At 71.3% G+C, this 19,293-nt stretch carries 19 protein-coding genes and 2 pseudogenes; 8 read left to right on the forward strand and 13 right to left on the reverse strand.

Annotated elements, in window-relative coordinates:
* Position 1 precedes the first annotated feature (1 nt).
* From ACVW19_RS02840 to ACVW19_RS02850, 3 genes are all read right to left on the reverse strand, one after another.
* Positions 2-580, reverse strand: coding sequence for a tellurite resistance TerB family protein (locus tag ACVW19_RS02840; RefSeq protein WP_457456251.1), 579 nt, complete (start codon positions 578-580; stop codon positions 2-4).
* A gap of 151 nt (positions 581-731) precedes the next feature.
* A complete protein-coding gene (locus ACVW19_RS02845) occupies positions 732-1,160 on the reverse strand; it encodes a hypothetical protein (RefSeq protein ID WP_457456944.1) in 429 nt (142 codons plus the stop codon).
* 91 nt (positions 1,161-1,251) lie between these two features.
* Positions 1,252-2,493, reverse strand: a complete 1,242-nt coding sequence (locus ACVW19_RS02850) for a lectin (RefSeq protein WP_457456252.1) — start codon at positions 2,491-2,493, stop codon at positions 1,252-1,254.
* 599 nt (positions 2,494-3,092) lie between these two features.
* Between ACVW19_RS02850 and ACVW19_RS02855 the strand changes: the two genes are divergently transcribed.
* Both ACVW19_RS02855 and ACVW19_RS02860 read left to right on the forward strand, forming a co-directional pair.
* Positions 3,093-3,446 (forward strand): ABC transporter substrate-binding protein, encoded by a 354-nt coding sequence (locus ACVW19_RS02855; protein WP_457456254.1) that lies wholly within the window; start codon positions 3,093-3,095, stop codon positions 3,444-3,446.
* A gap of 127 nt (positions 3,447-3,573) precedes the next feature.
* On the forward strand, positions 3,574-3,879 hold the full coding sequence (locus ACVW19_RS02860) for a DUF350 domain-containing protein (protein WP_457456256.1): 306 nt from the start codon (positions 3,574-3,576) through the stop codon (positions 3,877-3,879).
* A 7-nt stretch (positions 3,880-3,886) separates the two neighbouring features.
* On the opposite strand, the gene ACVW19_RS02865 is transcribed toward ACVW19_RS02860, so the two are convergent.
* Together ACVW19_RS02865 and ACVW19_RS02870 are read right to left on the reverse strand one after the other, a co-directional pair.
* A complete protein-coding gene (locus ACVW19_RS02865) occupies positions 3,887-4,444 on the reverse strand; it encodes a hypothetical protein (protein ID WP_457456258.1) in 558 nt (185 codons plus the stop codon).
* A gap of 99 nt (positions 4,445-4,543) precedes the next feature.
* A complete protein-coding gene (locus ACVW19_RS02870) occupies positions 4,544-4,960 on the reverse strand; it encodes a hypothetical protein (protein WP_457456260.1) in 417 nt (138 codons plus the stop codon).
* Between the two features lie 486 nt (positions 4,961-5,446).
* On the opposite strand from ACVW19_RS02870, the gene ACVW19_RS02875 reads away from it, so the two are divergent.
* Positions 5,447-6,283 (forward strand): alpha/beta fold hydrolase, encoded by an 837-nt coding sequence (locus ACVW19_RS02875; RefSeq protein ID WP_457456262.1) that lies wholly within the window; start codon positions 5,447-5,449, stop codon positions 6,281-6,283.
* A 12-nt stretch (positions 6,284-6,295) separates the two neighbouring features.
* On the opposite strand, the gene ACVW19_RS02880 is transcribed toward ACVW19_RS02875, so the two are convergent.
* A complete protein-coding gene (locus ACVW19_RS02880) occupies positions 6,296-7,015 on the reverse strand; it encodes a helix-turn-helix transcriptional regulator (protein WP_457456264.1) in 720 nt (239 codons plus the stop codon).
* Between the two features lie 80 nt (positions 7,016-7,095).
* Here ACVW19_RS02880 and ACVW19_RS02885 point away from each other — a divergent pair, with 80 nt between their 5' ends.
* Positions 7,096-7,536 carry a hypothetical protein gene (locus tag ACVW19_RS02885; protein WP_457456265.1) on the forward strand — a complete coding sequence of 147 codons (441 nt, stop codon included), beginning with the start codon at positions 7,096-7,098 and terminating at the stop codon, positions 7,534-7,536.
* Between the two features lie 2 nt (positions 7,537-7,538).
* Here ACVW19_RS02885 and ACVW19_RS02890 read toward each other — a convergent pair whose 3' ends face one another.
* Together ACVW19_RS02890 and ACVW19_RS02895 are read right to left on the reverse strand one after the other, a co-directional pair.
* Positions 7,539-8,420: a YegS/Rv2252/BmrU family lipid kinase gene (locus ACVW19_RS02890; RefSeq protein WP_457456267.1), complete on the reverse strand. Its 882-nt coding sequence runs from the start codon at positions 8,418-8,420 to the stop codon at positions 7,539-7,541.
* A 68-nt stretch (positions 8,421-8,488) separates the two neighbouring features.
* Positions 8,489-10,085: pseudogene (locus tag ACVW19_RS02895) on the reverse strand (FAD-binding oxidoreductase).
* Between the two features lie 84 nt (positions 10,086-10,169).
* Here ACVW19_RS02895 and ACVW19_RS02900 point away from each other — a divergent pair.
* The gene (locus ACVW19_RS02900) at positions 10,170-10,769 is read left to right on the forward strand and encodes a TetR/AcrR family transcriptional regulator (RefSeq protein ID WP_457456269.1); all 600 of its coding nucleotides are present in this window, start codon (positions 10,170-10,172) and stop codon (positions 10,767-10,769) included.
* Entirely contained in the window at positions 10,766-12,346 is a 1,581-nt protein-coding gene (locus tag ACVW19_RS02905; RefSeq protein ID WP_457456271.1) for an FAD-dependent oxidoreductase, read from the forward strand. Before ACVW19_RS02900 ends, ACVW19_RS02905 begins: the two co-directional genes overlap by 4 nt.
* Positions 12,347-12,379: 33 nt before the next feature.
* Here ACVW19_RS02905 and ACVW19_RS02910 read toward each other — a convergent pair whose 3' ends face one another.
* The gene (locus ACVW19_RS02910) at positions 12,380-14,368 is read right to left on the reverse strand and encodes a discoidin domain-containing protein (RefSeq protein WP_457456946.1); all 1,989 of its coding nucleotides are present in this window, start codon (positions 14,366-14,368) and stop codon (positions 12,380-12,382) included.
* A 321-nt stretch (positions 14,369-14,689) separates the two neighbouring features.
* Positions 14,690-15,040 carry a hypothetical protein gene (locus ACVW19_RS02915; RefSeq protein ID WP_109381155.1) on the reverse strand — a complete coding sequence of 117 codons (351 nt, stop codon included), beginning with the start codon at positions 15,038-15,040 and terminating at the stop codon, positions 14,690-14,692.
* A gap of 180 nt (positions 15,041-15,220) precedes the next feature.
* On the opposite strand from ACVW19_RS02915, the pseudogene ACVW19_RS02920 reads away from it, so the two are divergent.
* Positions 15,221-15,457, forward strand: a pseudogene (locus tag ACVW19_RS02920) (serine/threonine-protein phosphatase); the annotation flags it as partial.
* Between the two features lie 19 nt (positions 15,458-15,476).
* Positions 15,477-15,938 carry an MASE1 domain-containing protein gene (locus ACVW19_RS02925; RefSeq protein WP_457456273.1) on the forward strand — a complete coding sequence of 154 codons (462 nt, stop codon included), beginning with the start codon at positions 15,477-15,479 and terminating at the stop codon, positions 15,936-15,938.
* 150 nt (positions 15,939-16,088) lie between these two features.
* Here ACVW19_RS02925 and ACVW19_RS02930 read toward each other — a convergent pair whose 3' ends face one another.
* From ACVW19_RS02930 to ctaD, 3 genes are all read right to left on the reverse strand, one after another.
* Positions 16,089-16,961 (reverse strand): hypothetical protein, encoded by an 873-nt coding sequence (locus ACVW19_RS02930; RefSeq protein WP_457456274.1) that lies wholly within the window; start codon positions 16,959-16,961, stop codon positions 16,089-16,091.
* 208 nt (positions 16,962-17,169) lie between these two features.
* Positions 17,170-17,511 carry a hypothetical protein gene (locus ACVW19_RS02935; protein ID WP_457456276.1) on the reverse strand — a complete coding sequence of 114 codons (342 nt, stop codon included), beginning with the start codon at positions 17,509-17,511 and terminating at the stop codon, positions 17,170-17,172.
* 28 nt (positions 17,512-17,539) lie between these two features.
* On the reverse strand, positions 17,540-19,267 hold the full coding sequence (gene ctaD, locus ACVW19_RS02940; RefSeq protein ID WP_457456278.1) for an aa3-type cytochrome oxidase subunit I: 1,728 nt from the start codon (positions 19,265-19,267) through the stop codon (positions 17,540-17,542).
* Positions 19,268-19,293: the final 26 nt, after the last annotated feature.

The raw sequence follows: 19,293 nt of genomic DNA on the forward strand, positions 1-19,293 counted from the left end.
CTCAGACCCCGAATTCCGTCGGTGAGATGTTCAGGGCCGCGCAGGCCTCACGGATGGCGTACTGCTCGGACGCCTCGAAGGTGCCGTCGGCACCGGCGATGACCATGCCGGTCTGGACGACCGCGCGTGCCTCGACGGGTTTCTTCGCCGCCTTGGCGATGTCCTGCAACGCCCGCGCCCTGCCCACCTCGAAATTGGCCACGAGCTGGTCCACGTGGTCGTTGAACCGCTTGCGGAGCTGGTCCGGCGGGAAGTTCTGCAGGACGTCGTTGGAGACGATCAGCTCCTCCACCCGCTGCCGCTCCGCCGGGTCCACCCGCCCGTCGGCGGCCGCGACCAGCGCGCACATCGCCATGCTGGCGTCCCGGTAGGCGCCGCTCTTGAGCTCCGCCTTCGCCGAGGCGAGCTGGGACTTCAGCAAGCCCATCAGCTGGGCCTTGGAGCCGCCGGAGGACGAACCGCGCGCGGGGCCGCCGGCCGGTGCCGGTCCGGGGTTCCCGTACTGCCCGCCTCCCGCCCGCGCGCCCTGGGACTGTTGCAACGCCCTGGCCTGGTCCTTGACACGGTCCCACATCGCCACTGGTTCCACCTCGGTTTCTGTTGCTGTCTTTCCGGTACCGGTCGTCAGTCCCGGATCTCGCGGTCCGACCGGTCAACGGACGCGATGGCGACCGTGTTCCCCGACAGCAAAAGAAAGGTAAAAACACTTATGGCAGCCCGACGCCTCTGGTTCAGGCTTCGGCACGGTCCGCGGGCCCGGGGGTCACCGCACCCTCGTCGGGGTTGCCCGCTGCGGCGGTGCGCCGTTCGTACCGCAGCGCCGCACCGGTCGCGACCGCGCCGAGGCCCTCCCACACGCCGACGCCGATGAACGCCCCGGGGGCCCGTCCGGTGAGCACGGCGACCGTGAACACCGTGCACGTCAGCAGCCGGAACGGCACCGTCCACCGGAAGAAGGCCCGCCAGTCGGCGAGCGCCGCCAGTACGTAGTACACGCCCATGTTCAGCGCCGCCATCGAGGACGCCGTCACGAAGGCCGGCGTGAGGTCGCCACCGCCCCGCCTGCCCGGGGCCGCGAGGCCCAGCAGCGACAACTGCGCGGCCGGCGCGATCAGCCCCACCGCCCCCAGAACGGCGGCGAGTGCTCCGAAGACGGCCATGGTCCAGCCCGAGGCTGAGCGGGGAGAGCGCACGCGGCGATCGTAACGGCCGGCGGGAGCGGCGCGGGTCTCCCGCCGGAGACTGCCGGCCTCAGCCCACCGTCCACTTCTGGTTCGCGGCACCCGTGCAGGTCCAGATCTGCAGCCGGGTGGCGTTGGCCGCGTTGTTGCCGGTCACGTCCAGGCACTTGTCGGCTTGGGGGTTGACGATGTCGCGGGCGCCGGTGACGACCCACCTCTGGGCCGCGGTGCCGTTGCAGTCCCACAGCTGGACGGGGGTGCCGTCCGCCGTGCCGCCCGAAGCGACGTCCAGGCACTTGCCGAGCGCCCGGATCGTGCCGTCACCGCCCACCGACCACCGCTGGGCGGAGGTGCCGTTGCAGTCGTAGAGCTGCACCGGGGTGCCGTTGGCCGTGTTCGCCCCGGCGACGTCGACGCACTTGCCCGCCAGGCCGCGGATCGCGCCGCCGGCCGGTGCGTCACTCGTCGTCACCGACACGTGGTCGACCACGAGTTGCTGCGGGAGGACGGTCGAGCCGTCCGGGTCCCCGGGCCAGTAGCCGCCCACCGCCAGATTGAGGATCAGGAAGTAGGGCTTGTTGAACACCCACTGCTTCCCGCCCAGGTCGGCGGGGGTCCGCCGCTGGTAGACGTTTCCGTCCACGGACCAGGTGATCGAGTCGGGCGCCCAGTCGACGGCGAAGGTGTGGAAGCCGTCCGCGAAGGCCTGGCCGCCGGGCAGTGTGTAGCCGGCGCCGATGCCGCCCGAGCCGGAGTAACCAGGACCGTGGAGGGTGCCGTGGACGGTGGAGGGCTCGAAGCCGACGTTCTCCATGATGTCGATCTCGCCCGAGTCCGGCCAGTTGACCGGCGTGCCCAGCATCCAGAAGGCGGGCCACATGCCCTGACCGCGTGGAACCTTCATCCGCGCCTCGACGTGCCCGTACTGCGCGGTGAACTTTCCGGAGGTGTTCAGGCGGGCCGAGGTGTACTGGCACGTGCCGTACCAGCACTGGTAGTTGGCCGGGTTCTCCTTGCGGGCGGTGATCACCAGATGGCCCTGGCCGTCCAGGGCGGCGTTCTTGTTGCCGGACGTGTAGTACTGCCGCTCGTGGTTGTTGACGTTGTCGCCGGTCTCGATGTGCCACTTCGAGGAGTCGACCGCCGCGCCGGCGGGCCCGTCGAAGTTGTCCGAGAACGTCACGGCCGCGGGAGCCGCGGCGGCGGTGCTGTCCACCGGTTCCGCCTGGGCGGTCCCGACGGCGGCGGAGGCCACCAGAGCCGCGGACAGGGCGGCTGTCAGCCATCTGCGGAGCGTACGCGGAGAGGACATGGCTCTCCCTTCCGTGCGGCGGCCCGCGTCCACGGGCGCGCCGACCGAGGGTGTGGGGGGACAGGTGCGTCGCTCCTTGATTTAAGGCCTGAGCCAAGAGGGCGTCAACACCCTGGTACGGACCAGCGATCCACAGTCGCCCACCCGTCGCCCGCAGACGCCGCCGATCCGTTTGAACATCAAGTAGCAATGCGTCAAGCTCAGTTGCCACCCGATGCGCTCCCCATGCGCCACACTGCCTACAACGACGGAACCGACCGTTCGAAGCAGGGGGCGGGGACCGGGCATGGCCGCGCACAGACCAGTCGTGGCCGCAGTGGCGGGGGCGCTTCTGCTGGCCGCATGTACCGAGGGGACGGGCGGGAGTTCCGCCTCCCCGACGGCATCCGAGGAGCGGACGGGCAGGAGCGGCGAGGCGTCCGCGAGCCGGTCGCCCTCCCCGAGCGCCTCACCGACGGACGAGGCGTACACCGTGGCGGAGGACCGGGCGCCGAGGACGGTTTCCGGGCCCGGTTCGCGCGGGAGACGGAGCTGGCCCGGCGGGTGGAGAGCCCCTGGGTGGTACCGGCGCTCGGCGCCGACGCCGAGGCGGCCACGCCGTGGCTGGCCACCTCGTTCGCGCCGGGACCGTCGCTGGCCGAGGCCGTCGCCGCGCACGGGCCCCCTGCCCGTGCGGAGCGCTCGGGCCCTGGGCGGCCGAGGCGTACGGAGCCGTCCGGTTCGCCGCCCATGGCCTGGCCGCCACCGGCGGCGACGGCCGGAGCGCCCTGCGCGCCGAACTGCTGCGCCGTCCCTGGCAGGGGATCACCCGCAGAGTCGCCTTCGATCCCGACGGTCACTTCTTCGAGCCGAACGACGACGGCGGCGCGTTCCTCTACCGCGTCACCGGCGGATCCGCCCGCTTCGTGGCCCGCTGGGACGACATCGGCGAGGAAGCGGGCGGGGAAACCTGACGGTGCCCCGCCGCCGTCGCGCACGCACCCCCGCACGCTCCAGAACGGCGAAGGGGTGCGCTGCATTTTGCTCACCCCTGACCGCGATCACTCACGATCCCCCACGCTACGGAGCCGGCGCCCCCTCATGAGCGGCATCGTCAACGGACTAGGCCGGACCACCGCCTACGGCGCGCTCGGTCTCGTCCTGCTGGTCCTCGGGATCGTCCTGGTCGAGACGACGTACGAGGACTTCGGCAAGGGGCTGGTGTCGACCGCGGCGTTCGGTCTGCTGGGGCTGGTGATGACGGCCGTGGCGTTCCTGGCGGTGGACCTCGTCACGCCGGGGCGTCTGGGCGCCATCCTGGTCGAGCCGGAGCCGCACCCCGCGGTCCGGATGACGGCGTCCTGCAACCTCGCGGTGTCCGCCGTCATTTCGGCCTCCATCGACTGACGGGTCGTCAGTCCGACACGACGTGGAGCAGAGCCGTGCCGTCCTCCCCCGTCGCCGCCTGGATGACGACGGCGGCGGACCGGGCGACGGGCGGCCGCCCGTCGCCCGGTCCGCCGCACGAGGTGCTGGAGCCGCTGGAACGCAGCACGGTGAGGCAGACCTGCCCGGGGCCTTCGACCCCGCCCTTGACCTGGCCGTTGCCGGACTTCAGCGCGTACTCGATCCGGTCCGGGCCGACCTCGGTCACGGACAGGGTCGTTGCGCCGGCCGGCCCGTCGAAGCGGATGGTCACCGGTTCGAAGACCGCGATCTCGCAGTTCCCGTCCGAGCAGGCGGCCGTGTCGTGCCCGTCCACGGCCGACACCGACGGCTGTGCCGAGGCGGAGCGGGACTCCGACGTCCGGTCGCCGTCCGGGGACTGTGCGCCCACGCCGCCCGAGCCTCCGCAGCCGGCCAGCGCGCCGACCGTCAGCGCAGCGAGCACCCGGAGCGCGACCGTCCCTCGCATCCGCGTCGTTCCCGCCCGGTGTGCCGTCGCCTCCATGCTCATGCTGTTCCCGCGCATCCCCGGAACTCTGCCCGGCTTTCGACGTCGCCGTTCGGCCTTGCCCGTGCCGCGTCTCGCAGACCTCGCGCGGCACGGGAGCGCACCCCGGCGGCCGGTTCAGGCCACGCGGGCGGTTCGCACCACACGGGGGCGCTCCCGCGCCGAGCGTATCGGCGCGGGCGCGAGCCGGGGGGACGCGCTGACCCGGTATGTCGTCCGGTTCAGGTCCTCGACGGGGTCCCCGAGCTCGATCTTCCCGGCCGCGTGCAGCTCGTCGCAGTCCGAGGTGGGCAGGGCCGCATAGCAACCGCCCTGGCCCGTGGTGGAGTCGAGCGGACGCCAGTAGCTGTATCTGCGGCGGCCGTTCGCGTACACCGTGACGAAGGTGGGGGTACGCGGGTCGGAGATGATGCGCAGCGCGTCGACACCACTGGTGCCGGCCGGGGCGAACGAACTCGCGGGGGCCTCCCGGAGCCCGGCGGTCACCCGTCCGGCGCGTGGACGGTCCTGCGTCTGGTTGATGGTGAAGAGCATCGCTGGGGCCTTTCCGGAGCCGGGACTCGAGACCGTCTACCCAGCACGGCGCCGGTGTTGATCTCTTTCATTGATCATTCTGCTCCCTGACACTGACATTAACCCGTCGCCGGTGACTGAAGGTGCTGTTTTCTAGCCGCACTTGGCCGTTCTTCGCCGTTCTTCGCCGTTCACGGCCGGATCGGCCGGGCCGGTGGGCGTGACCGATCAGCGGCAGGCTGCCGGGAGCGGTCGGGGCGGACGGTCTCGTCGTGGTGCTCATCGAGCGGATCACTCCTCGTGGGGGCCGTCGAACGCCCCGCGCATGCCCAAGATCACGGAGAAGGGTGCTGCGGCAGGCTCTCCTCGGCGATCTCGCACGCGCGCCGCCGACCGGATGCGGGTTCGCGCATGTCGCGGGAACCTGGAGACATCGCCCGGTTCCGCCCCGGCACGGTCGTGCGACCCGGGTTGCCCGCCATCGAGCCGAGGAGAGACGGAACCGCAATGCCTTACATCACCGTGGGACGCGAGAACTCCACCGACATCGAGCTCTACTACGAGGACCACGGGGCCGGACAGGCCGTGATCCTCATCCATGGGTACCCCCTCGACGGCCGCTCCTGGGAGAAGCAGTCCGCCGCGCTGCTCGACGCGGGGTACCGCGTGATCACCTACGACCGGCGCGGATTCGGACAGTCGAGCCAGCCCACGACGGGATACGACTACGACACCTTCGCCTCCGATCTGAACACGGTCCTGGAGACCCTCGACGTCTCGGACACCGCGCTCGTCGGGTTCTCCATGGGCACCGGTGAAGTGGCCCGCTATGTCAGCAGGTTCGGCACGGAGCGCGTCGCGAAGGTGGCCTTCCTCGCCTCGCTGGAGCCCTGCCTGCTGAAGACCGACGACAACCCGGCCGGCGCGGCGCCCCGCGAGTTCTTCGAGGGCATCTCCGCGGCGGTGAAGGCCGACCGGTACGCGTACTACACGTCGTTCTTCAAGGACTTCTACAACCTCGACGAGAACCTCGGCAGCCGGATCAGCCCGGAATCCGTCCGCAACAGCTGGCACACGGCGGCGTCGGGTGGATCCTTCGCCGCGGCTGCCTCGCCGATGACGTGGTTCACCGACTTCCGGGGGGACATCGCCGCCATCGACGTGCCCGCCCTGATCCTGCACGGAACGGCGGACAACATCCTGCCCATCGACTCGACCGGGCGCCCGTTCCAGCAGGCGCTGCCGAACGCGGAGTACGTGGAGATCGAGGACGCTCCGCACGGCCTGCTGTGGACGCACGCCGAGGACGTCAACCGGGCGCTTCTGTCCTTCCTCGCCAAGTGAGGTGAGTGACCTTCAGACCGCGGGCTCCAGGCGGACGCAGCAGCGGCCGGGTTCCGGCGCCAGGCGTGCTTCGAAGCCGGTGTCGCCGAGGCCGTCGAGGACACCGCGCAGCAGGTGGAGGTTCATCCCGCAGACCGTCCGGGTGTGCGTGCGGGCCAGCGTGTGGAAGGGGCAGTTGCCCAGGACCACGGCGTCGCCCTCGTACCGCGGCTCGAAGCCGTACCGCTCCAACAGGGGGAAGACCTCTTCGTGGCCGTCGGCGCCCACCTGCGCGCCGCATTCCCGTGCCGTGCGGTGCAGGACGTCACGCACCGGCTCGCCGGTGGCGTCGGACTTCTCCACGGCGTGGGCGAGAAGCTGCCCGGCGAGTTCGTAGCGCCGGTCCGGGAGGCTGACGGCGATCTGCTTCGTCGAGCGGCGGTAGAGCTTGGCCGGTCTGCCCGCGCCCGGGCCGGTGCGTCCGCTGCGCCGCGCACGGACCACGTCGAGCAGGGACTCGTCGGCCAGCCGGTCCAGGTGGAAGGCGGCGGTCTGCCGGGCCAGGCCCAGAGCCGCGGCGGCATCGTCCCGGCCCACCGGTTCCGGCTCGCGCACCACGTAGTCGTAGAGCCTCCGACGGGTGGGTTCATCGAGGGCGGCGATGGCCGAGACGTCCTGGTCACGCGCCTCGTCCGGCTGGTCCCGTACTTCGTCCGTGTCGTCCACGAACACCAGTGTAAAACCCACAGGCATTGACTAAAGAAGGAAACGGAGCTTCTATCGACAATGAGAGTTGTTTATAGAAGCTCGACAGGACGACAGAAGGAGGGGCCATGGCCGCCCCCAGTACCTCCAGTTCCAGCAGTGCCTCGGCCGCACCTCGGCGGGCCTCGCTCGCCGACCCCGGCTACCAGGCCTTCGTGATCCTGCGCACCGGTTTCACCGTGGCCCCGATCCTGTTCGGCCTGGACAAGTTCGCCAACCTGCTCGTCGACTGGCCCGCCTACCTCGCGCCGTGGATCAACGACCTCGTCCCGGGCAGCGCTCAGTCGGCCATGTACGCCGTGGGAGTCATCGAGATCGTGGCCGGCGTCGTGGTGGCGCTCGCGCCGCGCTTCGGGGGTTGGCTGGTCGCCGGCTGGCTGGCCGGGATCATCGTCAGCCTTCTCACCATCCCCGGCTACTACGACATCGCCCTGCGCGACTTCGGCCTGCTTCTCGGCGCGGTCGCACTCGCCCGGCTCGCCCAGCGCTACCACGGCGCCCGGGCCTGAGGTCAGCACAGCACGCGCAGTGCTCCGGGCAGGACTCTGAGCGTCACGGGGAGAAGGGCGTCGACCTCGCCGTCCGCACCGTAGGGGACTTCACGGTCGGCGGCGACACGGATCTCCCGGCCCCGCTCCACCCGCACCTGGGGCCGGTGGACGTGGGCGCCCGTCCTCAGGTCGTTCATCAGGGTGAAGAACAGGCGCCGGGGCGCGTCCTCGATCATCACGATGTCCAGCAGCCCGTCGTCCACCCGGGCGTCGGGCGCGATGACACGGCCGGAGCCGTAGTAGCCGGAGTTGGCGGCCACCACGGTGTAGCCGGTGTGCGCGTGCTCCTCGCCGTCGATCGTGACCCGGTAGCGGACCGGCCGCCAGGTGGTGGCCGCCCGCAGTCCGCCGGCGTAGTAGGAGGCGGCGCCCCGCAGCAGTCTGCTGCGGTTGGCGTGACGGTTGGCGAGCGCGTCCACTCCGGCGTACACGCTGCCGAGGACGACGGTGCGGTCGTGGACGGCCGACTCGACCTCGATGGTGTCGACGTGCCGCGGTTCGCTCTCCAGCAGTATCCGGGCCAGGGCCGACGGTTCGGTGGGCAGTTCCAGGGCCCGCGCGAAGTCGTTGCCCCGGCCGGCCGGCACGAGGCCGAGCATGGCACCGGTCCCGCTGAGGGCGCCGCCGATGCCTCCGGCGATGCCGTCCCCACCGACGGCCAGCACCACCCGCCCCCGCTGCCCGGCGTCCCGGGCCAGCTCCTTCGCGTGGGCCAGACTGCGGCTGTACTCCGTGTGCAGTTCGGCCCCGGCCCCCCGGAGCTGTCGCGCGAGGGCGAGCAGCGCGGCCGCTCCGGTGGAGCCGCCCGCAGTGGGGTTGACGACGGCGGTGAACTGTCGCATCGGGTTGCCTCCGGGCGGGCCGACGGGATGGAGCGGGATGGTCCTCTGACGGATGACGGCGCTTCGGTTCAGTCGGCGGGCAGGAGGACGCCGGGGTTGAGCACTCCGGCCGGGTCCAGGCGCCGCTTCACCGCGCGCAGGGCGTCGGCGCCCAGCGGGCCGGCCTCGCGGACGTACCAGTCCCGGTGGTCGGTGCCGACACCGTGGTGGTGGCTGATCGTGCCGCCGGCGGCGAGGATCGCCTCGTTCGCGGCGTGCTTGGCGCGCGTCCAGTGCGCCACCGGGTCGCCGTCGCCTTGCGCCGACACCACGGTGAAGTACAGGGAGGCGCCGTTCTCGTAGACGTGGGAGATGTGGCACATCACCAGGGGCGGGGTGCCGGCCTCGGTGAGCGTGGCGGTGAGCGCGTCACGGACCGCGGTGTACAGCCCGGGGATCCGGGACCAGAACGTCGCGGTCTCCAGCGTCTCGGCCAGGGCCCCGGCGTCGAGCAGGGAGTCGCGCAGGTAAGGGGCCGAGTAGCGGCCGTGGGCCCAGCGGCGGCCGGGCTCCTCCCCCAGCGGTGTTCCACCGCACGCGCGCAGGACGGCCGCGGCCTTTTCCCTGCGGTACGCGGTGTCCTCCTCCGTGCCCTCGTAGCCCGCGACCGCCGTGCATCCGGCGGACTGCGGGGTGCCGGAGCCGATCGCGTCCGGCTGGGCAAGGCCGATCAGCGTCTCGGTCTCGTCGGACAGCCGGAGCACGGTGGGGGCGCGGCCCGTCCTGGGCGAGGCGGCGCAGCGCGGCGGCGCCCTCCTCGAAGGAGTCGAACCGCCAGCCCTCGTAGACGCGGGCCTGTGGGAGAGGACGGATCCGGACGGTCACCGACGTGATGACGCCGAAGGCCCCCTCGGACCCCAGGACGAGCTGGCGCAGGTCGGGCCCGGCCGCCGAGCGCGGGGCCCGGCCGGTGTCGAGGGTGCCTTCGGGGGTGGCGAGGGTGAGGGAGAGCACCATCTCGTCGAAGCGGCCGTACCCGGCGGACGCCTGGCCGCTGGAGCGTGTCGCGGCGAAGCCGCCGATGGTCGCCCACTCGTAGGACTGTGGGAAGTGACCGAGGGTGAAACCGTGTTCGGCGAGCAGCGCCTCGGCCTGCGGGGCGCGCAGGCCGGGTTGCAGGGTGGCGGTGCGGGAGACCGGGTCGAGGTCGAGCAGGGCGTCCATACGCCGCAGGTCCAGGGCGACGAAGGTGCCCTGCCGACCGGGGGCGAGACCGCCGACCACGGAGGTGCCGCCGCCGAACGGCACCATGGGCAGGCGCTGTTCGGTACAGACACGCAGGGCGGCGAGCACCTCGTCGTGGCCGGCGGGGAACAGGACGGCCGCCGGGATGTCGGTGACGTCACCGTGCCGGATCCGCAGCAGGTCGGGGGTGGACTTGCCGCGCGTGTGCCGGATCCGCGTCTCCGGGTCGGTACGCACATGGTCCTCGCCGCCCAGCGCCTCGACCAGCGCGCGGTGCGCGGCGGGCGCCAACCGGGGCTCGGGCACGGCCACTTCCCCGAGGGCCACCGGCCCGGCCGCGCACGGCTCGACGCCGAGCAGATCGCGCAACAGCCCGATCACCGTGTCGGGCAGCGGCGTCGCCCTCGCCGGGTCGCCCCAGCCGCTCCACAGCATGTCCATGACTGTCGTCCTCACCGGTCGGTTCGAGCGTCGATATGAGCGATGCCGTCGCCGACGGCCCCACTAGTGGTTACACTGTTACATATGACGCCTACTCGTCACAACCGTTCGGACAACGACGCCGTGCTCGACGCGGTGCGCGACTGCGTTCTGGCCGTCGGGGTCCGCCGCACCACGCTGACCGACGTGGCCCGCCGCGCCGGGGTCTCCCGGATGACGCTGTACCGACGATGGCCCGATGTGCGCTCGCTGGTCGGGGACCTCATGACCCGGGAATGGATCGACGTGGCCACCGGCGCGGTCCCCGAGCGCTCTCCGAACGTCACCAGCCGGGACCGCATGGTCGACGGGCTGGTGGCGGGGGTACGCGCCTTCGGCGAGCACCCGCTCTTCCGCAAGATCGTCGACGTGGATCCCGAACTGCTCCTGCCCTACGTGCTGGACCGTCGCGGAGCGAGCCAGGTGGCGCTGCTGGAACTGCTGGCCGACAACGTGCGCGAGGGGCACACCGACGGATCGGTGCGTACCGGCCATCCCGAACGGCAGGCGCGGTCGGTACTCCTGATCGTCCAGTCCTTCACCCTGTCCCTGCGCACCATGACCGACGAGGACGACCCCGACCTCACCTCCGAGGCGCTCCTCTCGGAACTGCGCGACATCCTGGAGAGGACCCTCACACCATGAACGCCCTCACCGGACCGGCCTCCGTCTCGTCCCTGTCCGCCGGGCGCCGCACCCGCGAACTGACCGAGACCGTGGGCGGCCCGGCCGTCGACGTCCTGGTCGTCGGTCTCGGCGCCACCGGCGCCGGGACCGCTCTGGACGCCGCGGCCCGCGGTCTGAGCGTGGTGGCCGTCGACACCCACGACCTGGCCTTCGGCACCTCCCGCTTCAGCAGCAAACTCATCCACGGCGGGCTGCGCTACCTCGCCTCCGCCCAGCTGGACGTCGCCCACGAGAGCGCGGTCGAACGCGGGGTGCTGATGCAGCGCACCGCCCCCCATCTGGTGCACGCCCAGCCGTTCGTCCTGCCCCTCACTCCCCTGGTCTCCCGCGGTCAGGCCGCCCTGGCCCGCGCCGGTTTCCGGGCCGGGGACGCCCTGCGGCTGGCCGCCCGCACCGCGCGGGCGACCCTGCCCGCGCCGCGCCGGATCTCGGTGACCGAGACCCGTCACCTGGCCCCCGCCGTACGGGGCGACGGGCTGCGGGGCGGCCTGCTGTCGTGGGACGGCCGGCTCACCGACGACGCCCGCCTGGTGACCGCCCTCGCCCGCACCGCCGCCGCACACGGGACGCGCGTCCTCACCCGGCTCCGGGCCCTGGAGCTGACCGCGTCCGGCGCCCGGGTCCGCGACGAACTCACCGGCGAGGAGGGCGAGATCCGCGCCCGCGCGGTGATCAACGCGTCCGGCGTCTGGGCCGGCGGTCTCGTCGACGGCATCCGGATCCGCCCCTCCCGCGGAACCCACCTCGTGCTGCGCCCGGACAGCCTCGGCCCGCTCCCGGCCGGCCTGCACATCCCGATCCCCGGGGAGAACAACCGCTTCGTCCTCGTGCTGCCCCAGGACGACGGCCGGGTCTACGTCGGACTCACCGACGAACCCGTGGACGGCGACATCCCCGAGGTCCCCGAGGCACCCGAGACGGACATCGGCTTCCTCCTCGACGTCCTGTGCTCCGTCCTGGACGTCCCGCTGCACCGGGACGACGTCGTCGGGGCGTTCGCCGGACTGCGCCCCCTGCTGGACACCACGGCGGCCGGCGCCGGTGCGGCGACGAGGACCGCCGACGTCTCACGACGGCACGCGGTCCTGACCTCGTCCGAGGGTGTCGTCACCGTCGTCGGCGGCAAGCTCACCACGTACCGGCGCATGGCCGAGGACGCCGTCGACACCGCCGTCCGCGCCCGCCGGCTTCCGGCCGGCCCGTCCCGCACCGCTTCCCTCCCGCTCGTGGGCGCCGCACCGCCGCACGTCCTCACCGCCCTGCCCGCACCCCGCCGCCTGGTGCGGCGCTACGGAACGGAGGCACCGGCCGTCCACGCCCTCGGCGCGCGGGACACCCGGCTGGGCGAGCCCTTGCTGCCCGGGCACCCGGTCACCGGGGCCGAACTGCTGTGGGCCCTGCGCCACGAGGGAGCGCTCGACGAGAGCGACCTGCTCGACCGCCGCACCCGCATCGGTCTCGTCCCCGCCGACCGCGCGGCGGCGCTCCCCGCCGTACGCGAAATCCTGGACGGCGCACTGCCGCAAAGGAGTTGAGAAGCGCCCCACCCAGGCGGGCGGGGGCCACCGTCAACTCCTGTGGACGCCGACCTCACGCAGGGAGTACCCCCAGTCGGTCCCCCGGTCCAGGAACCGGAGGCGGACGTGGCGGGCCGGTTCCGGGGCGAAGCGGGCCGTGTCCAGGCCGCCGTCCCCCGAGACCGTGGACCAGGCGGTCCGCCAGTCCGAGCCGTCGACGGAGAGCTCGACGCGGTACGAAGTCCCGTACGCGCGCTCCCAGTCGAGCGTGACGCGCCCGACCTCCCGGGTGGCACCGAGGTCGATCCGGAGCCACTGGTCGTCGCTCCAGTCGCTGGCCCACCGGGTGCCCCGGTCGCCGTCCACCGCCCGGCCGGGAGCGTAGCTGGTGAACGGGTTCCACTCGGACGAACTGGCGGTCGCCGGGGCGTCCTTGGCGAGATTGACACCCGCCCGGTGCTGCTCGGAGGCGCCCCAGGTGCCGAGGTAGGACTCGGCGCCCCGGAAGAGGTCGTCCACCACGTCCTGGCCGCCGACGCGCCGGATGTCCTCGATCCAGTCGGGGACGAGCCCGTGGTGCGCGGCTCCGTCGGTGTTCAGGTCCCAGGTGCGCTCGCCGGTGGTCTGCCGGTCGATGACGGACCCGCCGTCCACGCTGCGGAAGGGATATGTGACGGGGTGGGGCGCGTCGGCGCCGCGCGGGGCGGGCCAGCCTCCGACGCCGTTCATGTCGGTGCCGTAGCCGTAGCCCGCACCGTACTTGTCGCGCACCGCCTCCGTGCGCCGCGCCTCCCCGACGAAGTCCTCGGAGCCGTGCATGTACTGGGCGACGAAGCCGCCGAGGCCGTAGACGCGCTCGGTCCAGTTCAGGTCCATCCAGCTGTGCGAGGAGAGCACGCCGGGGTACGACTCGGCCTCGAAGAGGTCGAGCACCCTGCCGGTGGCCTTGACGCTCATGTGGTCGATCTCGAGCATCATGTTGCGTTTCATCATGCCGCGCACCGCGTACTCGCCGAGATCCGTGAGACCCCTTGTATTGCACTGAGCGTCCTCGTCGTAGGCCGGGACCTCGACGCCCGCCGGCAGTTCCTCCTCGGCTCCGGGCGCGGCGGCCAGGCCGATGGGGTTGTCGTGGTGGGGGCCCGCGCACTTCTCGGTCCGCCAGAAGGTGCCGGTCGACAGGAACTGCCCGACGTTGATCGCGGTGCCGAGCGCGCCCTCGTCGAAGCGCACCCCGCACAGTGCGTTGTCGAACTTGTGGCACAGGAACATGCTGCGCACGCCGAGGTCGTACAACTCGTCCAGCCCGGCGTCGATGTCGGCCTTGTCGCACTGGGCGATGTCCAGGACCTGCTTGCAGCCGAACGGCTCGGAGGTCTCCACACCCAGGACGACCGCGAGCTTGCCCTGCTCGACGACCTGACGGGCCTGGGTGCTGTCGGTGACGATCCGGAACCAGCCCTTGCCCGTGCCGCCGTACATCCTGTCGATGTAGGCCTGCATGTCGTAGGTCAGCTTCGCCTGCAGCCGGATCGACGTCATCTCGTCGCAGCCGCGGTCCTTGAAGAAGTACACGGAGCAGATCACGCCGTTGGTGACGAGGTCGTTCACCAGGACCCGCTGCCCGCCGCGCCAGGCCCGCTCGATCCAGGCGTAGTAGTTCTGCTGGTGGGTCAGCGAGTCGTGGGCCGGCCAGTCCTCGAAGCTGGGCCAGCCGACGGGATCGTGCCTGCCGTCACCGCCGTTGGTGATGAAGTCGAAGATCGCGAGCGAGCCGTCGGGGTAGTGCTCGGGGCAGTCCTTGAGCGCGTCGGCGATCCCTTTCTCGGAGAAGGGCTTGCCGCAGATGAGCCGGCCGCCGAAGGCCTCATTGGACATGATGTGGTTGTGCGCGTCGACGAACCCGCGGACCTCACCGCGCGCGCCGGTACCGGTGAACGGCTCGCCGGTGACGCCGATCCCGGAGTCCGGCGCCGGCCGCGCGGTCGGCTCCCACCAGTCGCCGTCGGCCGCGGAACTGGGTGTGGGGCCGAGGGACATCACGGTGAGCACGAGCAGAAGCAGCGCCACGAGGGCGACTTGGCGGCGTCCACCGCCGTACCGGCGTCGAGCGGTGATCACGGCCCACGTCCCTCCGTCAGCGGCACGGCCGGCCCACCGGGCGGCCCGGGCCGATGACCCGGGCTCATCCGATTGTCATGACCGGTACAAGGTGTACGCCGAGCATGGCTACTGGCGCGTAGGGAGTCAAGAGTCCGGGACGAACGGCGGTGAAGCGGACCAGAGATCCCGTTTCCCCGGGCGCCGCACCGGGCACAGCCGCCCGTCGCCTGTGCCCGGTGCGGCGAACGCCCCCGCCGGTTACCGCTCGGTCCCGGATTCGTAGCGCAGCGAGATGGAGCGCAGGACGTCCGCGGAGGACACGTCCGTGCGACCCGCGTCGTGCACTTCGGCGAGTTGCACGAAGGCGAAGGTGAGTGCGGAGGTGATGTGCACGATGGCGGGCCCCAGCTTCTCGGTGACGATCTCCGCCACCTCGCGGGCGTTGGCGTCGGCCGGCAACTGGATGTGCGGCAGCATCTCTTCGAGAAGCTTGGAGACGGCCCCGCTCCTCATCACCTCGGCGTCCGGGTTCTCTCGGAGTTGCCGCCGCATCTCGAGGGCCTCGGTGAGGATGCCGACGCCCCGCTGCATGATCTCGCGCTGCTCCATGGGCACAGCCTAGGGTCTTTCCCGGCGCGCTCCGGTACTCGCGTTCCACCCGTCCGCGCCCGGCTCCGCGGAACTGGCCCGTGCATTCGAGTTCCGATGATCGTCTGTCACAGCCACATGTGAGCATTGAACCCCAAGGGAGACACCGAGCGTCACCGCCCTCGCCCGAGTGAGTGATCCATGTCCCGTACCGCCTCCACGGACGACGGCGACGAGCTGCTGGCCGGGTTCAGGACGCTGGCGGCTCAGGCGCGGGCGCAGGCCGAGGTGCAGCGCTCCCGGGTCGAACTGGCCGTCGCACTGCAACGCGGCATGCTCCCCCGGAATCCGCCCGCCGCCCCCGGCGTGCGCCACTCGCCCGTCCACCAGGGGCTCAATGTGGCCCGCACGCCCACGGGACGGTGTGGCACTGGTGTTCCCCGGCGCCTCCGCCTCGATGCTGATCAGCTCGTCCACCGCCGCAGTCCTGTTCGTCGCCACCGGCGAGCTTCCGGTGTCCGGTTCCTGGGGGGTGTGGCCGGCCTGGTGGGTGGGTGACGCCACGGGGGTGCTGATCGTCACCCCGGTCCTGCTCGCGATCCACCACCTCCGCGGTCCGTTGCGCTGGTCGCGGTGGAAAAAGGCCACAGGTCTGGTGGCCCTGACCTCCCTCCTCCTGTCCGCGGTGATCACCGGGCAGCTCACCACCAGGCGTTCCGTGGAACGCGCGCGCCAGGAGCTGGTCGAGGTGCTGGAGCACCTCACCGCGGGCGAGAGCGCCTCTGGCCGGCCAGTCCTGGAGAAGGGCGGAACACAGCGGGCCGAGGTCGACCCGGACCGGGACGAACGCGGTACGGACGAGTGGACCACGCGACGCGGCGCGGAAGAGCAGAGCACGGGAGAGCGCGGCGCCGGCTAGTCGAGCGGGCCGTGGCCCGACTGCGGGGTGCGGGGTGCGGGTCATGCTCCCCGCAGCAGCAGGGTGCCGATCTCACGGCGCCGGTGACGAAGGCGGTGAAGATCTGGCCGAGTCCGAGATGTGTACGGCACCGCCTCGCCGGCATCGCGTTCACCTGCGCAGTGCCCCGGCGTCCCCCATGACGATCACCGGGTGTTGCGCGGGGTCGAGCGCCCGCAGGAGTTGCCTCATGTGCGGTTCCTCCAGGCTCACACAGCCCTGGGTGGGCCCTTGGTGGTCCACGTGCAGCCAGATGCCACCGCCCCGGTCGGCGCCGAGCGGCCGTGTCCGGTCGAGCGGTGAGGTGCCCGGGACGCGGTTGTAGTCGATCGCGATGACGTAGTCGAAGGAGCCGGCGAGCGGCTCCCCCATGAAGCCCGTACCGCCGATGGCGAACCCCGATGACTCGTCGTACGGCAGCAGGGTGCCCGGATCGGGCAGCAGGCCTCCCGCGTCACTGAGGGTGAACACGCCGATCGGCGAGCGGAGGTCGCCCACCCGGTGGTCGTCGGTCCAGCCGTTGAGGGCGTTGCGGGCGGGCCACGGGGTGCCCGCCTTCCACCCCGAGGCGGTACGCCGGTACAGCACGGCCTCGGAGCGGTTCGCGTCCCTGCCCGTGCCGGTGACGACGACGGCCTGGCGGGTGTTCTCGGGGATCAGCGCCAGCGTCTGCGGGCCGAGACCGCCGAGCGGGGCGGGTGGCCCCGTCTCCGCGCCGGCCTCGGACCTGCCCTGTGTGGTGCTCCCGGCACCGGGGGCTCCGTGCTCCGGCGATCCAGTCTCCGGCGATCCAGTCTCCGGCGATCCAGTCTCCGGTGGCCCGGCCGCGGGCGGCCCGGCCACCGGTGGCGCGGCCTTGGGCGTGGCGGCCGGAGAGGTGGCGGCCGTGGGTGCGGCGGCCGTCGGGGACTCCCGCGCCGTGCTGCCACTGATCGCTCCGCAGCCGGTGAGGACCGCCGTCACCAGGAGCGCGACGGCCGACATCGGCAGCCGTCCGCGCACCCGGACGGGGCCGGCGGACCGTCGGCCGCCCCGGGACGGAACTCGGGAACGTCCGTGGTCCGGACCTTCGATCGGTGAAGCCATGGGGATCGATGAAGCCATGGGGCTCAGCCTGACTTCGACTTCGTCAAAACGCCTCGCACCCCGCGCGAGTCCGGGCAACGTCCCCCGTCTGCGTCGTTGCGACCGGTCATGACCCGGTGAGGACCGCGATGATCGCCGCGCCCACGCCACTGGCCGCGCCCACCACCGCCGCGGCCACGCAGCGCACCCGCAGCTGCCGGTAGCGGTCCTCGTACTCGCCCCGGAGCTCGGCCGCACGGTCGCAGATCCGGGTGAGTGAGGCGCGGGAGGCCGCGATCCGCTCGGCGGTGTAGAGGTGTTCCACGTCCTCGCGCTGCGCGGTCGTCAGCCACGGCAGTTGCTCGGTGAATCGGCCGGCCTGCCGCCGGGCGTCCTCGACCTCGGCCGCCCACAGCAGGTACCCCTCGAGTTGGTTGAGGCCTCGGGCGCTGTCCTGGATGGGGTTCACATGCTCCTCCACACGCTGGGCTGTGCGATCACTCCTGCATGTCCCCGGGGGCCTGGATGGCGGAGGTCTCCGGACGGTTGACCTCCCGGTCGTACGCGGCGACCGCCGGGTGGTGCAGGTCGAAGGCCGGGGATTCACTGCGGACGCGGGGCAGGGTGAGGAAGTTGTGCCGCGGCGGCGGGCAGGAGGTGGCCCACTCCAGGGAACGGCCGTAGCCCCACGGGTCGTCGACCTCGATCTTCTCGCCGTACTTGGCCGTCTTCCAGACGTTGTAGAAGAACGGCAGCAGCGACATGCCGAGCAGGAACGAGGAGATCGTGGAGACCGTGTTCAGCGCGGTGAAGCCGTCGGCCGCCAGGTAGTCCACATAGCGGCGCGGCATGCCCTCCGCACCCAGCCAGTGCTGGATCAGGAAGGTGCCGTGGAAGCCGATGAACAGCGTCCAGAAGGTGACCTTGCCGAGCCGCTCGTCGAGCATCTTGCCGGTGAACTTCGGCCACCAGAAGTGGAAGCCGGCGAACATCGCGAAGACGACGGTGCCGAACACCACGTAGTGGAAGTGCGCCACGACGAAGTACGAGTCGGTGACGTGGAAGTCCAGCGGCGGCGAGGCCAGGATGACACCGGTCAGGCCACCGAACAGGAAGGTGACCAGGAAGCCGATGGACCAGAGCATCGGCGTCTCGAACGAGAGACTGCCCTTCCACATGGTGCCGATCCAGTTGAAGAACTTCACCCCGGTGGGGATGGCGATCAGGAAGGTCATGAAGGAGAAGAACGGCAGCAGCACCGCGCCGGTGGCGAACATGTGGTGCGCCCACACCGTCACCGACAGACCCGCGATGGCGATCGTCGCGCCGACCAGGCCCAGATAGCCGAAGATCGGCTTGCGGCTGAAGACCGGGATGACCTCACTGACGATGCCGAAGAACGGCAGCGCGATGATGTACACCTCGGGGTGGCCGAAGAACCAGAACAGGTGCTGCCACAGCACCGCCCCGCCGTTGGACGCCTCGAAGACCGTTGCGCCGAACTTCCGGTCGTACTCGAGCGTCAGGAGCGCGGCGGCCAGCACCGGGAAGGCGAGCAGGACCAGGACACCGGTCAGCAGCACGTTCCAGGTGAAGATCGGCATGCGGAACATCGTCATGCCCGGGGCGCGCATGCAGATGATCGTGGTGATGAAGTTGACCGAGCCCAGGATGGTGCCGAAGCCCTGGAAGGCCAGGCCCATGATCCACAGGTCGGAGCCGAGGCCCGGCGAGCGGACCGCGTTCGACAGCGGGCTGTAGCCGGTCCAGCCGAAGCTGGCCGCTCCGTCCGGGGTGAGGAAACCGCTGATCGCGATCAGCGAGCCGAACAGGAAGAGCCAGTAGGCGAGCATGTTCAGCCGCGGAAAGGCGACATCGGGCGCGCCGATCTGCAGCGGCATGATCCAGTTCGCGAAGCCGACGAACAGTGGCGTCGCGAACATCAGCAGCATGAGCGTGCCGTGCATCGTGAATGCCTGGTTGTATTGCTCGTTCGACACGATCTGCAGGCCCGGCCGGGCGAGTTCGGCGCGGATGACCAGCGCGAGAATGCCACCGAGAATAAAGAATCCGAATGCTGTCGTGAGATATAGCGTGCCGATGGTCTTATGATCAGTTGTGGTCAGCCATGAGACGACGACTTTTCCGGGGCGCCTCCGCCGGACCGGTAGTTCGTCCTCGTAAGTGTCCGACTCGAGTGAGTCCGACGCACTGTGCACCGCCACTGTTCCGCTCCTTGCTCATGGGCTCA

This window comes from Streptomyces sp. TE5632 (genome assembly GCF_054061295.1).

Bases quoted from the DNA above. Each gene is read 5' to 3' on its own strand.
- ACVW19_RS02885 (WP_457456265.1), top strand. From the start codon at position 7,096: ATGGCCGCCCCCAGTACCTCCAGTTCCAGCAGTGCCTCGGCCGCACCT.
- ACVW19_RS02890 (WP_457456267.1), bottom strand. From the start codon at position 8,420: ATGCGACAGTTCACCGCCGTCGTCAACCCCACTGCGGGCGGCTCCACC.
- ACVW19_RS02880 (WP_457456264.1), bottom strand. From the start codon at position 7,015: ATGCCTGTGGGTTTTACACTGGTGTTCGTGGACGACACGGACGAAGTA.
- ACVW19_RS02865 (WP_457456258.1), bottom strand. From the start codon at position 4,444: ATGCGCGGGAACAGCATGAGCATGGAGGCGACGGCACACCGGGCGGGA.
- ACVW19_RS02900 (WP_457456269.1), top strand. From the start codon at position 10,170: ATGACGCCTACTCGTCACAACCGTTCGGACAACGACGCCGTGCTCGAC.
- ACVW19_RS02905 (WP_457456271.1), top strand. From the start codon at position 10,766: ATGAACGCCCTCACCGGACCGGCCTCCGTCTCGTCCCTGTCCGCCGGG.
- ACVW19_RS02860 (WP_457456256.1), top strand. From the start codon at position 3,574: ATGAGCGGCATCGTCAACGGACTAGGCCGGACCACCGCCTACGGCGCG.
- ACVW19_RS02875 (WP_457456262.1), top strand. From the start codon at position 5,447: ATGCCTTACATCACCGTGGGACGCGAGAACTCCACCGACATCGAGCTC.
- ACVW19_RS02845 (WP_457456944.1), bottom strand. From the start codon at position 1,160: ATGGCCGTCTTCGGAGCACTCGCCGCCGTTCTGGGGGCGGTGGGGCTG.
- ACVW19_RS02930 (WP_457456274.1), bottom strand. From the start codon at position 16,961: ATGTCGGCCGTCGCGCTCCTGGTGACGGCGGTCCTCACCGGCTGCGGA.
- ACVW19_RS02925 (WP_457456273.1), top strand. From the start codon at position 15,477: ATGCTGATCAGCTCGTCCACCGCCGCAGTCCTGTTCGTCGCCACCGGC.
- ACVW19_RS02870 (WP_457456260.1), bottom strand. From the start codon at position 4,960: ATGCTCTTCACCATCAACCAGACGCAGGACCGTCCACGCGCCGGACGG.
- ACVW19_RS02915 (WP_109381155.1), bottom strand. From the start codon at position 15,040: ATGGAGCAGCGCGAGATCATGCAGCGGGGCGTCGGCATCCTCACCGAG.
- ACVW19_RS02910 (WP_457456946.1), bottom strand. From the start codon at position 14,368: ATGTCCCTCGGCCCCACACCCAGTTCCGCGGCCGACGGCGACTGGTGG.
- ACVW19_RS02850 (WP_457456252.1), bottom strand. From the start codon at position 2,493: ATGTCCTCTCCGCGTACGCTCCGCAGATGGCTGACAGCCGCCCTGTCC.